The organism is Pseudomonas sp. PSE1(2024), assembly GCF_050990555.1.
GTDB lineage: Bacteria > Pseudomonadota > Gammaproteobacteria > Pseudomonadales > Pseudomonadaceae > Aquipseudomonas > Aquipseudomonas aphyarum.
The window spans coordinates 4,629,909-4,643,890 of the sequence record NZ_CP158967.1 but is presented as its reverse complement, the minus strand read 5'-3'; the positions used below and the strand labels follow the sequence as shown (position 1 = coordinate 4,643,890).

12 protein-coding genes are annotated in these 13,982 nt (G+C 53.0%); all 12 read left to right on the top strand.

The window, feature by feature from the left end:
• The first annotated feature begins 128 nt into the window (after positions 1-128).
• The 12 genes from ABTV87_RS21030 to ABTV87_RS20975 all read left to right on the top strand — a co-directional run bounded on the left by ABTV87_RS21030 (position 129) and on the right by ABTV87_RS20975 (position 13,954).
• Positions 129-407, top strand: a complete 279-nt coding sequence (locus tag ABTV87_RS21030) for a hypothetical protein (protein ID WP_007950919.1) — start codon at positions 129-131, stop codon at positions 405-407.
• A gap of 151 nt (positions 408-558) precedes the next feature.
• Positions 559-855: an integration host factor subunit beta gene (gene ihfB / locus ABTV87_RS21025; RefSeq protein WP_007950920.1), complete on the top strand. Its 297-nt coding sequence runs from the start codon at positions 559-561 to the stop codon at positions 853-855.
• Between the two features lie 27 nt (positions 856-882).
• Positions 883-1,122 carry a LapA family protein gene (locus ABTV87_RS21020; protein ID WP_085607232.1) on the top strand — a complete coding sequence of 80 codons (240 nt, stop codon included), beginning with the start codon at positions 883-885 and terminating at the stop codon, positions 1,120-1,122.
• Between the two features lie 225 nt (positions 1,123-1,347).
• Entirely contained in the window at positions 1,348-2,424 is a 1,077-nt protein-coding gene (gene rfbB / locus ABTV87_RS21015; protein WP_170929391.1) for a dTDP-glucose 4,6-dehydratase, read from the top strand.
• The gene (rfbD, locus tag ABTV87_RS21010) at positions 2,421-3,314 is read left to right on the top strand and encodes a dTDP-4-dehydrorhamnose reductase (protein WP_085607228.1); all 894 of its coding nucleotides are present in this window, start codon (positions 2,421-2,423) and stop codon (positions 3,312-3,314) included. The genes rfbB and rfbD overlap by 4 nt, the downstream gene beginning before the upstream one ends.
• On the top strand, positions 3,311-4,201 hold the full coding sequence (rfbA, locus tag ABTV87_RS21005; RefSeq protein WP_085607226.1) for a glucose-1-phosphate thymidylyltransferase RfbA: 891 nt from the start codon (positions 3,311-3,313) through the stop codon (positions 4,199-4,201). Before rfbD ends, rfbA begins: the two co-directional genes overlap by 4 nt.
• Positions 4,202-4,254: 53 nt before the next feature.
• On the top strand, positions 4,255-5,178 hold the full coding sequence (locus tag ABTV87_RS21000; protein ID WP_085607224.1) for a glycosyltransferase: 924 nt from the start codon (positions 4,255-4,257) through the stop codon (positions 5,176-5,178).
• Positions 5,175-6,128 (top strand): UDP-glucose 4-epimerase family protein, encoded by a 954-nt coding sequence (locus ABTV87_RS20995; protein WP_085607222.1) that lies wholly within the window; start codon positions 5,175-5,177, stop codon positions 6,126-6,128. Before ABTV87_RS21000 ends, ABTV87_RS20995 begins: the two co-directional genes overlap by 4 nt.
• 401 nt (positions 6,129-6,529) lie before the next feature.
• The gene (locus ABTV87_RS20990) at positions 6,530-7,537 is read left to right on the top strand and encodes a glycosyltransferase family 2 protein (protein ID WP_433898294.1); all 1,008 of its coding nucleotides are present in this window, start codon (positions 6,530-6,532) and stop codon (positions 7,535-7,537) included.
• A gap of 117 nt (positions 7,538-7,654) precedes the next feature.
• Complete coding sequence (locus ABTV87_RS20985) at positions 7,655-8,473, top strand: ABC transporter permease (protein WP_085607218.1); 819 nt, start codon at positions 7,655-7,657, stop codon at positions 8,471-8,473.
• Complete coding sequence (locus tag ABTV87_RS20980; RefSeq protein ID WP_085607216.1) at positions 8,463-9,770, top strand: ABC transporter ATP-binding protein; 1,308 nt, start codon at positions 8,463-8,465, stop codon at positions 9,768-9,770. The genes ABTV87_RS20985 and ABTV87_RS20980 overlap by 11 nt, the downstream gene beginning before the upstream one ends.
• On the top strand, positions 9,767-13,954 hold the full coding sequence (locus tag ABTV87_RS20975; protein WP_433898293.1) for a methyltransferase: 4,188 nt from the start codon (positions 9,767-9,769) through the stop codon (positions 13,952-13,954). The genes ABTV87_RS20980 and ABTV87_RS20975 overlap by 4 nt, the downstream gene beginning before the upstream one ends.
• The last annotated feature ends 28 nt before the right edge of the window (positions 13,955-13,982 follow it).

Sequence of the window (13,982 nt, the reverse complement as noted above, 5' to 3'; positions counted from 1 at the left end):
GTTTGTTCGAGTGAAACCATTCCCTTTGCCGGGCGGTCTGTTTCTTTAATCGGATCAATCGTCTATTCGCGTCTAGGCTTAGTCTGAAGATTGCAGTAGTCGGGCGGGCGCCTGGCATAAGGAAGTGAATGAGCAAGTTTATAGTGTTTATAGGTGTCTTGATGTTGGCAGGCTGCACAACGAGCGCCAAGACCCATGCTGTGCGTGGAGTCAGTGGTATCGAGGTTGACTGCTCCGGCTTGGGTTCGGGCTGGGAGAAGTGTCAGAAGCGTGCCGCCAAGGAATGCAAGGGGGCGGGGTATAAGGTGGTCACGCGATCTGATGACGCCCGGGATGAGGATGAGTTTCCCTTTGGCTTCAATCCGGCAGGCTACGTAACTCGAACCATGTTGGTGATCTGTCGGTGAGTGAGCGTTGGCGGGCTTGTGATCCGATGCCCTGAAAATGGGCGTTTCGGCGAGCGGAAAGATATGTCAAGCCCTGGGCTGTTCAAAATCTTCCGGGCGTGCTAAAACCTTTCAAGCGCTGATCTAGCTGCTTGAAAAAGAAGGGAAAAATATGACGAAGTCGGAGTTGATCGAACGAATTGTCACCCATCAGGGGCTGCTCTCATCCAAGGATGTGGAGCTGGCCATCAAGACCATGCTTGAGCAAATGTCCCAGTGTCTGGCCACGGGGGATCGTATCGAGATCCGTGGTTTTGGCAGCTTTTCCTTGCACTATCGTGCGCCGCGTGTCGGTCGCAATCCAAAGACCGGTCAGTCCGTCAGCCTTGACGGTAAATTCGTTCCGCATTTCAAGCCAGGCAAGGAATTGCGCGATCGCGTGAATGAAGAAGAGGAGGAGGGGGCTTGACGGTCACCGTTACGCAAGGAGTCGCTCATGAGTAATCTCAAGCGCATTTTGTTTTCCGTTTTAATTCTATTGCTTGTGTTGGCGATCCTTGCGTTCGTTCTCGAAAATCAGCAATCGGTCTCCCTACTGTTTCTTGGTTGGGCAGGACCACAACTTCCGGTATCGGTGATTACGGTTGGTGCATTGCTGGTAGGTATGCTGATCGGGCCGTTTTTTGGCTGGTTTCTGGGACGTTCGTCCAGAGCTTCACGCAAGCGTGTAGTGTGATAACGGCAGGCGCAGGGCGTCTGTCGAAATTGCGTCCTTACCTGTCTATATCCATTAGTAAAAGATTCATTAAGCTGTAAAATGCGTCCCTTGTTCGATAGTGGCATATTCCCACATCGATTTAGACTGACTCTGACGGAAGCCACAGGTTTGATGGCTTCTGCATTCATGGATTAGGCAGTGCTCGTTGGTGACACTGTCCGCAGCTCAAGGGTATGGTTTCGCGTGAAAATTCTAGTTACCGGCGGCGCCGGCTTCATCGGCTCAGCAGTCATCCGTCACATAATTTCCAATACCAACGACGCAGTGATCAACGTCGACAAGCTGACGTATGCCGGTAACCTCGAGTCGCTGGCCGAGGTTAGCGGTAATTCACGCTATGCATTCGAGCGCGTCGATATCTGTGATCGTGACCAGATCGACCGTGTTTTGCGTGAGCACCAACCAGATGCCATCATGCATCTGGCCGCAGAGTCTCACGTCGATCGCTCGATTACCGGTCCGTCCGAGTTCATTCAGACGAACATTATCGGCACTTACACTCTGCTGGAAGCTGCTCGCCATTATTGGGCGCAATTGGATGGTGCGCGCAAAGCCAACTTCCGTTTCCATCATATTTCGACCGATGAAGTTTACGGTGACCTTGAAGGCCCTGAAGACCTCTTTACCGAAACCACACCTTATCAGCCAAGCTCGCCTTATTCGGCCAGCAAAGCCAGCTCCGATCACCTCGTTCGCGCCTGGGCTCGCACTTATGGCCTGCCGACATTGGTTACCAATTGCTCGAACAACTACGGCCCGTGCCACTTCCCTGAGAAATTGATTCCATTGATCATTCTCAATGCACTGGAAGGCAAGCCCTTGCCGGTTTACGGCAAAGGCAATCAGGTTCGCGACTGGCTGTATGTCGAAGACCACGCCCGTGCGTTGTACAAAGTTGTGACCGAAGGTGTGGTTGGTGAGACATACAACATCGGCGGTCATAACGAAAAACAGAACATTGAAGTCGTGAACACGCTTTGTGCACTACTCGATGAATTGCGTCCAGACTCCGCTCATCGCCCTCATTCGAGCCTGATCACCTACGTTCAGGATCGTCCCGGTCATGACCAGCGTTATGCAATCGATGCGAGCAAAATCCAGCGAGACCTGGGTTGGACTCCGGAAGAAACATTCGAAACCGGCATCCGCAAGACTGTCGAGTGGTATTTGAGCAATACCCAATGGGTAGAGCATGTGAAGAGTGGCAGCTACCAGCAATGGATCGACCAGAACTACGCAGGTCGCTCGAACAAAGCATGAAAATCCTACTTTTAGGAAAAAACGGCCAAGTGGGCTGGGAGCTGCAGCGCTCCCTTGCTCCAATTGGTGAGTTGATTGCATTGGATCGTCACTCGGTGAGCGGGCTAAGCGGCGACTTGTCCGACCTTGAAGGCTTGCGCGCAACGATTCGTCAGTGCGCACCCGATATCATCGTCAATGCTGCGGCGTACACCGCGGTCGACAAAGCTGAATCTGAAAAAGAGTTGGCTGAGCGCGTAAATGGTTTGGCGAGTCGAGTGATGGCTGAAGAGGCTGCCGCTTCCGGTGCCTGGCTGATTCACTATTCGACAGATTACGTCTTTAGTGGCGAGGGCTCCGTGCCATGGCAGGAGACTGATGCTGTAGCGCCAGTCAATTACTATGGTTTCAGCAAGCTCGCTGGCGAACAGGCGATTATCGCATCTGGCTGCAAATATCTGATTTTTCGCACAAGTTGGGTATATGGCGCTCGCGGCAATAATTTTGCGAAGACTATGCTGCGTCTGGCGAAAGATCGCGGAACGCTCAATATTATCGCTGACCAGATCGGCGCCCCTACTGGCGCGGATTTGATTGCCGATGTGACGGCGTTAGCTATTCAGCAAGTTCTTAAGCGCCCGGAATTAGCAGGTCTCTATCACTTGGCCGCTGCCGGAGAAGTGTCCTGGCATGGTTATGCCAGTCACGTGATTGAGTTTGCCAAGGCGCAAGGTGAAGAGTTGGCGGTAACAGCCATTAACCCAATCGATACAACCGCCTATCCAACGCCGGCGAGCCGACCGCTGAATTCGCGTTTGAATACTCGCAAGCTGCGCGACAATTTTTCTCTACACTTGCCGGATTGGCAAAGTGGTGTAACCCGAATGCTTAGGGAAGTTCTGAACAAATGATCACGACAAATCGTAAAGGCATCATCCTCGCCGGTGGCTCGGGCACGCGCCTGCACCCGTTGACCCTCGGTGTGTCCAAACAAATGCTGCCGATCTACGACAAACCGATGATTTTTTATCCGCTGTCCGTTTTGATGCTGGCGGGTATGCGAGAAATCCTGATCATTTCCACGCCGGAAGATTTGCCGTGCTTCCGTAAACTGCTGGGTGATGGAAGCCTGTACGGGATCAAGCTCACTTATGCCGAGCAGCCAAGCCCGGACGGCCTGGCTCAGGCGTTCATTATTGGTGAAGAGTTCATCGGTCAGGATCCATGCTGTCTGATTCTGGGGGACAACATCTTCTACGGTCAGCATTTCTCGGATAATTTGCGCTCCGCCAGTACCCAACAAAAGGGCGCAACCGTATTTGGCTACCACGTCTCCGATCCTGAACGCTTTGGTGTCGTCGAGTTTGATAAAAGTGGCAAGGCTTTGAGTATCGAAGAGAAGCCGCTGAAGCCAAAATCGAACTATGCGGTCACCGGTCTGTATTTCTACGATAACGATGTGGTCGAGATCGCCAAGAGCATCAAGCCCTCCGAGCGTGGCGAGCTGGAAATCACCGACGTCAACCGTGCGTATCTGGAGCGCCAGACCCTGAGCGTGGAAATGCTCGGTCGCGGTTTTGCCTGGCTGGATACCGGTACTCACGACTCACTGCTTGAAGCCAGTCACTTCGTTCACACGATCGAACAGCGTCAGGGTCTGAAAGTGGCGTGTCTGGAAGAGATCGCCTATCACAATGGCTGGATTTCTGCCGAGCAGCTTAACGCACAAGCGCAAGCACTGAAGAAGACGGGTTACGGTCAATACCTTCAGAAGTTGCTGGACTCGCCGTCTGCCTGATCGAAAGTTCTGACTTTCGCAACGCTATGTTTATCGCTGCAAGCAGGAATGGCATGCCAGTAGAACATCCCAAGGTTGCGATTTTGCTGGCCGCCTACAATGGCATGCAGTGGATCGAGGAGCAGTTGGCCTCGATCCTCGGTCAGGCAGCTGTCGACGTAACCGTTTATATAAGTATTGATCCCTCCAATGACGGTACCGAGGCATGGTGCGCCGATTATGCTGCGCAGCATCCGAACGTAATCGTCTTGCCCGACGCCGGTGCGTTTGGTGGGGCCTCCCGCAACTTCTTCCGTTTGATTCGAGATGTTGATCTTGAAGGCTACGATTTCATCGCTTTTGCTGATCAGGATGACGTCTGGTATCTGGACAAGATCGAGCGCGCTATCCGGTCGATCAAATCTCTTGGCGTGGATGCTTACTCGAGTAACGTAGTTGCGTTCTGGCCTGATGGTCGTAACCAGGTACTGGACAAGGCCCAGCCGCAAACCCGCTGGGACTTTCTCTTTGAGGCTGCCGGACCGGGCTGTACGTATGTCATGAGCAAAAGGATGATGCAGTTGCTGAAGGGCTCATTGTTCAAACATTGGGATGCCTTACAACAGGTCAGTCTGCATGACTGGTATTGCTATGCGTTCGCACGCAGTCGTGGTTTGCGCTGGTTCATTGATCCGCAGCCATCCATGTGTTATCGCCAGCACGAAAGTAATCAGATCGGGGCCAATACCGGTATAAATCCACTGATTGCGCGTTATAAAACTATCCATGACGGTTGGTGGTTTTCTCAGATTCGAATGATTGCGCAGTTGGTGGGTCTCGCCGATGATCCATTCGTCCGGCAATGGCTACCTTTGGGCCGTCGACAATTATTGCGACTGTCGTTAACAGCCGGTGAATGTCGTCGTCGAACCAGGGACAAGCTGTTCTTTTTCTTTATTTGTTGCGCGACTGCCGTGATCGGGAAGAAAACCAAATGAAAGGTGCTCGGGTATTGGTAACCGGGGCGACGGGGTTTGTCGGCGAGGCCGTGGTGTTCCGCCTGCTTCTCGACAAGATCTACACACCAGTTGCGGCTGCGCGTGGCGAAACTCGGTTGAGTGGTTTGTGTGATGTCGTGTCTTTTGATTTGGATGAGCGCGTTTTATTGCCGCCATTGAATAATGTTCAGACGGTGATTCATTGTGCGGCCAGGGTTCATGTAATGAACGAGGGGGAGGCTGATCCGCTTGCCATGTTTCGGCAAATGAATGTGCAGGGCACTGCGCGGCTGGCCCGTCATGCGGCAGCGTCCGGGGTGAAGCGCTTCATCTTTGTCAGTTCGATCAAGGTCAATGGCGAAGAGTCACCCGCCGGGAGGCCCTTTACCGCAGCCGATATTCCCGCGCCTGTTGATCCTTACGGTATTTCCAAGTGCGAGGCAGAGGAAGTCGTGCGTCAAATCGCACTGGAAACCGCAATGGAGTTGGTGATTATTCGACCGCCTCTGGTGTACGGGCCGGGTGTCAAAGCCAACTTTCTAAGTATGATGCGCTGGTTGCAAAAAGGATTGCCACTGCCATTGGGGGCATTGGGCAATCGCCGCAGCCTGGTGGCAATCAGTAATCTGGTGGATCTTTTGGTGACCTGCATCGATCATCCAAAAGCAGCCAATCAAACGTTTCTGGTAAGTGATGGCGAAGATCTTTCGACCACTCAATTGCTTCAAAGGATGGCGAGTGCCCTGACTGTCCGAGCGCGATTGTTGCCCGTGCCTCCGTTTGTTCTGCGCCTTGGGGCGGCTTTATTGGGTAGGAGAGCCTTGGCTCAACGACTCTGCGGCTCGTTACAGGTCGATATGGAAAAGACGCGCACAGTGCTGGAGTGGACGCCGCCCGTCAGCGTGAGCCAGGCACTTCAGGCCACTGCCAACCATTTTCGGGAGCGCTAAACGGGTCGGTATTTTTTGTGGATGTCACTTTTCCGCTAAGGCTTGCTCGATAAAGCATGGCCATTGATCTGACCCTCGAAGAATTGGCAGATTGCCACCCTTTTGCCAATTAGGGCGCCTTGATACCCTACGCAGCCCAAATCAGTACGCCTTGGCAGGATTTTTCCGGCTCAAGGCAACATTCAGATTACTCTTTTCATACCATGACCACCGCCTTGTGCTGTTGAAGGTGGTGATGTCACTGGGCTATCAAATTGGTATGACTTATAATGGCAAATTTTTCGCTGTCGGGAGCGGTCCATGAGAGGGGCATGTGATTTTCATGCTGCCAAGGCTGTACCTCTTGATGTTGAGCGAAACGACATCGTCATTATTTTATCTTCAATGCAATGGAGTGCTCGGTGGTAGCCCCTCTTCCACAATTTGATCAGACAGGCGAGCAGCCTGGCAGCGGTTCTGACGTTGGTATTCACGGTCATGAAACGCAACCGGCCCGCGTGACGATTCTGATGTGTACCTACAACGGTGAGCGCTTTCTCGCACAACAACTGGATTCGATAGCTCGCCAGAGTTATCGCGAATGGACCGTCGTTGTTTCTGATGACGGTTCTACCGACGCGACACTGGATATTCTGCGCCAGTACAGCGCGATCTGGGGAGAAGGCCGACTGACCATTCTGCAAGGGCCCAAGCGAGGGTTTGCGGCTAACTTCATGTCCGTTGCCTGCGATGCGCCCGTGCAATCGCAATTTTATGCATGGGCCGACCAGGACGATATCTGGCAAGCCAATAAACTTGAGTCTGCCGTAAAGGTATTGGAGGCGCTGCCGTCCGGTCTTCCGGCGTTGTATTGCGCCCGGACCGAGTTGATTGGTGACTCGGGAACGGTCATCGGTCGCTCGCCACTATTTTCTCGCCCCGCCAGTTTTGCCAATGCACTGGTACAAAGTCTGGCCGGGGGCAATACCATGGTATTCAATCATTTGGCTCGGGACGTGCTCTGTCATGCCGGCAGCCAAGTGGATATCGTTTCCCATGACTGGTGGGCCTATCTCCTGATTACCGCGGTGGGTGGCAAGGTCGTCTATGACGCCTCGCCTTCCATTCTGTACAGGCAGCATGAAGCGAATCTGATTGGCGCCAACTCTGGAGTGCGCGCACGGATCATGCGCTTGCGGATGATGTCTACGGGTCGCTTTCGTGACTGGAATGACAAAAATATCGCTGCACTTGAAACGGTTCGCTCACGCTTGAGTGCAGACAGCCTGCAGACCTTTGAGCAATTCAAGAAAGCCCGTGATTCAAAAGGATTCGGCCGTTTCGTCTGGCTCTACCGCGCGAAGGTCTATCGGCAGACGTGTTTGGGTAATCTTGGGCTGATGCTGGCCGCGGTGCTCAACAGAATTTGATGCCATCATCGTGCAGGGCGGGACGTGAAAATTGCTCCGTGGCGTCCTCCCGGTATCTCAACAAGAGAGTTTTTGTATGAAGTCTGTCTCCCTCGATTTATCTCAGGTGTGTGCATAATGCTTAATTTTTCCACGTCGCCAAAGGAAATGGTCAGCAGTTTCTGGCGTAATCGGAGCCTGATCGCGGCGCTTGTACAGCGAGAAGTCGTTGGGCGTTACCGTGGATCGTTCATGGGGATTCTCTGGTCGTTTTTTAACCCCGTGTTCATGTTGGTTGTCTACACCTTTGTCTTTAGCGTCGTTTTCAAGGCACGCTGGAGCGGCGGAAGTGACTCGAAAACCGAGTTTGCACTTATTCTGTTTGCGGGACTTATCGTCTTCAACTTTTTTGCGGAGTGTTTCAATCGAAGCCCGACGCTGATTCTCTCGAACGCCAACTATGTGAAGAAAGTTGTGTTTCCATTGGAGATCCTTCCCTGGATCACAGTCGGTTCGGCGCTCTTTCATATGGTGATCAGCCTGACTGTGTGGCTGCTGGCCTATTTGATACTGTTTGGCACGCCGCACCTGACCGTCCTGTTGTTCCCGTTGATTATCCTGCCGTTGATGCTGATGATCATGGGTTTGACGTGGGCCTTGGCGTCGCTCGGCGTCTACTTGAGAGATGTCGCGCAATTCATCGGCATCCTGACCACCGTCCTGATGTTTCTGTCGCCTATTTTTTACCCTGCCAGTGCGCTACCTGAGAAGTATCAACATCTACTGATGCTCAATCCGCTGACGCCTGCAATCGAGTACGCCCGGGACATTCTGTTTTGGGGAAAGCTGCCTGACTTTACCGTATTGGGCATTTATCTCGCCGGCTCGGCGTTGATTGCGTGGCTTGGATTCGCCTGGTTTCAGAAAACACGAAAAGGATTCGCCGATGTCATCTGAGGTCGCTATCAAAGTTCAAAATCTCAGTAAGTGCTATGAGATTTACGACAAACCGCGCGACAGACTGCTTCAGATGCTTAGTCGCGGGAAGAAAAAATATTGCCGTGAGTTCTGGGCGCTACGCGACGTTTCCTTCGAAATTCGCAAAGGCGAAACGGTCGGTATCGTTGGTCGCAACGGCAGTGGCAAGTCCACCTTGCTGCAAATTCTTTGCGGTACGTTGAATCCAACCAGTGGTACGGTTGAAACCCATGGCCGGATCGCTGCATTGCTCGAACTGGGCTCCGGATTCAATCCCGAGTTCACTGGACGCGAGAACGTCTACCTGAACGCCTCGATTCTGGGTTTGAGCAAAGAAGAAATCGACGCAAGATATGACGCGATCATCGAATTCGCGGACATTGGCGATTTCATCAATCAACCGGTCAAGACATATTCGAGCGGTATGTTGGTGCGACTGGCGTTTTCCGTTCAGGCGCAAGTAGAGCCCGATATTCTTATTGTCGATGAAGCGCTGGCAGTGGGGGATGCAAAATTTCAGGCCCGTTGCTTTGATCGGTTGAAAAAGCTCAAGGAAAACGGCACGAGCATTCTGCTGGTAACGCACTCCAGCGAACAAATCGTTACGCACTGTGACCACGCCTTTCTTTTGAACAACGGTGTGCAGCTCGCTGAAGGCGAGCCGCGCATGGTCGTCAACCGTTACCTTGATTTGTTGTTCGGCAAGACTCAGCAATCGGCCTCTGTCGAAAGTGCAGAAGCGTCTGACGAGTTGGCAGCGTATCAAACGCCTGAAGGCGGCCTCGATGTATTTGAAACGCATCCGAACTACAACCCGAACGAATATCGTTGGGGTGACAGATCGGCCACTATCATCGACTTCCACCTGAGCGCAGGAGGGCTTGAGTACCCCATTGCCCTGGACACTGGCGTGCAGATCAAACTATCGGTATTTGTACGTTTTGATACTGATCTGGTGTGTCCGATTCTCGGGATGACGATCAAGACCAAAGAGGGCGTTACCCTCTATGGCGTAAATAGTGAAACGCTGGATTGCCTGGAATTCAGAACGTGCGGGCGCAAGGGCGAGATCGTCGAAGTTGAGGTACTTATATCTTGTGATCTGGCCCCAGGTGACTACTTCATTTCTGTCGGAGTGTCGACCAAAGATGGAGAAGAGGTTACTCCCCGTGACAGGCGTTATGATTCGATCCACTTCCAGGTTCGTCCGACTGACAAATTTTTTGGGCTTGTAAATCTGGACTCCAGCATTCGTGCCAAGAAGGTTTCAAATTGAATATTTTATTGAAACAAGCGGGCTATCAGCTTAATGACGAGCTCGACATCTGGTCGAGGCCGGATTATTCGAGCATCAACTACAGCGATGGTGATAGCACCGAACTGCGCATAAAATTCTTGATCGATCAGGCCAGTGACGTCAGTGTTTTTTCTGATGAGCTGCGAAGATCGTGCACCGATTGGCCATCGCTTTATTACCTCTCAAGTACCCGTTCGAACTTGTTGCGGGTGTTCGATGCCGATCTGCGTGGCGATGTGCTCGAGATCGGTGCCGGTTGTGGTGCAATTACCCGGTATTTAGGTGAGCAGGGCGGCAGAGTGCTGGCGCTGGAAGGTAGCTCGCGTCGCGCCAGCATCGCCCGTGCACGCACCCGAGACTTGCCAAACGTCTCGGTTCTGGCTGAGTCGTTCGAGAATTTCAGCATTGATACCCAATTCGATGTCATCACCCTGATCGGCGTTTTTGAGTATGCCAACCTGTTCGTATCGGGTGATAACCCGGGTGCGAGAATGCTTGAGAAAGTTCGCTCACTGCTTAAACCTGACGGTTTGCTCATCATCGCGATCGAAAATCAGCTCGGCTTGAAATATTTCGCCGGAGCGCCTGAAGATCACGTGACGACGCCGATGTACGGTGTCGAGGGGCGCTATAACAGCGCTACCGTGCAGACCTACGGGAAAAAAGCTCTCGCGTCGTTGTTGGCGACAGCCGGGTTTACCTCGAGTGAGTTCTTTGCGCCATTTCCCGATTACAAGTTGCCCGTTTCGATCATCACCGAACAGGGGTTCAAAGATCCTGATTTCGATGCCAGTGCATTCGCATCGCAAAGTGTACAGAGAGATCCGCAATTGCCGGATCTGTGCACCTTCTCACTGGAATTAGCCTGGTCGCAGATTTTCAGGAACGGCTTGGGCATGGACATGTCCAACTCCTTTCTTGTAGGTGCTTCGCCGGTCTCGCGCAGCGCAGTCGACCCGCAGACCCTGGCGTATCATTACAGTTGCGATCGACGCTCGATGTACTGCAAACGTTCGGAATTTCGTCGCGATTCCGAAGATGCGATCAATGTGCATTACCAAAAACTCGGAAAGACTATCGATGAGGGTGAAGGGCAATCGCTCGTCGCTTTTAATCTTGCTGCGTCCGAGCCTTACATCAATGGTTATGTGCTTGGCACTAAGCTGATCGATATAGTCAATGCCGAGGGCTGGACTTACGCAGGTATCGGCGCCTTCCTCAAAAATTATCTGAGCATGCTAAACGTGCTCTGTGATAACGCCGAGAGCCAGCCGGGTGAGGTGTCGGGAGCGTTGATCGATGCGGTCCCGCAAAATATTGTGATTGATCTGGACGGTCGTCCGCAGTTGATCGACAAAGAGTGGACACTCAACACGAATGTTCGCTACGAGTACCTGCTGTTCAAAGCGCTAACGCAGTTGCTGGGTTCGATTACCCGTATCAGCAAGGGGGCAGAGGCTGGCCCGGTTACACGCAAAGACTTTGTGTTCCGAGCTTGCGAAGCCGCCGGGTACCCACTTTGCGAAGAAGATGTGGAAGAGTTTCTGGCCATCGAGGCGCAGATTCAGAATGCGATTAACGGCCGAAGCCCGAGTGAATTTACGGCGTGGGGCGAAGATCGATTGATTGTCGAAGACAATCTGTTTTCTGCTTTCAGCAGTTCGCAGATTGCATTGGCTCAAACCCGTGAAGCGCTTGCAAGCGCTGTCACTGACGCCAGGCAGAAAATCGAAACGCTGAGTGCAAAACTGGACCAACGTGAAGCTGACTATAATCAAGTCATTAACTCCAACTCTTGGTTCATCACTAAACCTGTACGCTTCCTTGTGCGCTCGTTGCGGCAGGGGAAAGGCGTGTTGCGCAGCAAAGTGGAGACTTCCAAGCAGGCGCTGACGGCCTATCTGCGCGGCCAGGAAGCCAATCTGCCACAGCCGGTTGACGACGTAATTGAAGCGCCTGTCGCGCGCACTCGCTCGGTCAGCGTCATTCTGCCAATCTATAAAGATGTCGAAATGACTCGTCGCTGCATCCTTGCCGCGATGCCAGGGATTATTGCTTTCGACTCCAAACTGGTCGCGATCAATGATGCGAGCCCAGATGCAGGCATGCAGGCCATGTTGATCGAATTGCAAATGCAATGGCCGCAGGTGATGACCGTTCTCGAAAACGAAGTCAATCTTGGCTTTGTCAAAACCGTCAATCGCGGCATGCGCCATGCCAGCCAGGACGATATCGTTTTCCTTAACAGTGATGTCATCGTGCCTGTTGACTGGCTGGAGCGGCTGACCGCTGAGGCTTACATCGCGCCAAACATCGGTACCGTTACACCGTTTTCCAACAACGCGACTATTTGTAGCTTCCCGGCGTTTCTTTACGAAAACCAGCCAGCCTTTGGTTTAAGCGTCGAGCAGATCGATGCTGTGTTTTCCGGCCCGCGTTTGCCGGTCAGCCAGGCACCGACAGGTGTAGGTTTCTGCATGTACATTCGCCGCGATTGTCTGGATGTCGTGGGGCTGCTGAACGAGGAAAAGTTCGGCAAGGGTTATGGTGAAGAGAACGATCTGTGCCAGCGCGGGCTGAAAGCCGGTTGGCTCAACATCGTGACCCCTAACCTGTATGCATTTCATGAGGGCGGGGTCAGTTTCTCCTCTTCCAAGCAGGCGTTGACCGAGCATGCAACCAAGGTCATCACCGAGCTGCATCCGGATTATCACTTGGATATCCAGAGGTTCATCGCAGCTGATCCGCTGAAAGCAGTACGGGTAAAACGTCTTGCGCAATTGATCGCATCGTTGGACCGGCCAAAGGTCTTGCACATTTCGCATGAGGCTGGAGGCGGTGTGCAGCAGCATCTGGACGAGTTGGCAGACGCTCTTGAGTCCGATGTTTGCTGCCTGTTCCTGGCGCCTCGTCGTGGCCAGTCCGCCGTTACTTTGCGGATGGGGAGTTTTCCGGGGGCCGACGAGCTTCTTTTCCAGTTGCCGGAAGAGCACAACCTTTTGGTCGAGTTCTTGAAGGGCTGTGGTGTCGGCTTCGTGCACTTCCATCACACGCTCGGTCTGAATTCGCAACTGGTTCAATTGCCCGCTGAGTTGGGCGCTGAATATGCATTGACGGTTCATGATTATTACTGGCTATGCGGCAACCCTACACTGACCGATGCGCAGGGCGTTTATCCAGGCAGTTATGCCGACGACATCGTCAATCCTGACTTCCCTCTGCCGGATGGTGTATCGCCGGCACAATGGCGTGAGCAATTGCGCGGCTTTATCGACGGGGCGAAAGCGGTAATTTTCCCTTCGGCGTACACCCTCGCCAATTATCGACTCAACTTCGAGTTGCGTAACGCTGTCGTTGCAGGTCACGTAGAGCACAAACGCAATATTGGGCAGGGTGTCGCGGCGGTCGCGCAAAAGATCCGCTACAACGTGGGCGTTATCGGTGCTCTTGGTAAAGAAAAGGGTGCCGATTATCTGGAGCAAGTGGCGGAGGCGGCAGCGACGGTCAATGCACCAATCAACTTCCGGCTGGTCGGTTTCGGCTACAGAGAGTTGGGCGGTGTCCTGACTACAGGTCGTTACGATGCCAGTGAGCTGTCTTCCCTAATGGCCGCAAATGAGTTTGATGTCGTCCTGTTTCCAAGTCAGTGCCCGGAAACCTACAGCTATACCCTCAGCTATGCGCTGGAAGCCGGGTTGCCAATTATTGCGCCAAACATTGGGGCATTCCCGGAACGATTGTCCGGACGTGAAAACACTCTTGTTTATGATTATGGGCTTGAGCCAGCCGAGTTGATGCGGCGAATCAGCGAGTTTGTGAAAAGGCTCGCTGCCGGTGAGCAGTTGACTGCGCCTGTCGTGGACACCCACCTGCAGCAGCCAGCGTTTTATAGCGTTGATTACCCGGCCTTATGCGGCGTCGGCAGTGATAAGCACAGCAAACCAAAAACCGGTTTCGAACTGCCGAAATTCTCGGCCCCGACAACTGTGTATGAGGCGCCGCTGACGACCAAGGAAATCGCGCTATTGGCCATCTGGACGCTTTACCGCCATCCGCGCATGGAGCGCATCAGCCATGCGGTGCCTTACTCACTACGGCAAAAAATCAAACGCGTGCTGAGCAAGCGTCCGCTGCATGAGATCGTGGATGTGAACAAAAACTGATGCAGTGCGCCCGCCTGGCTTATCGAAC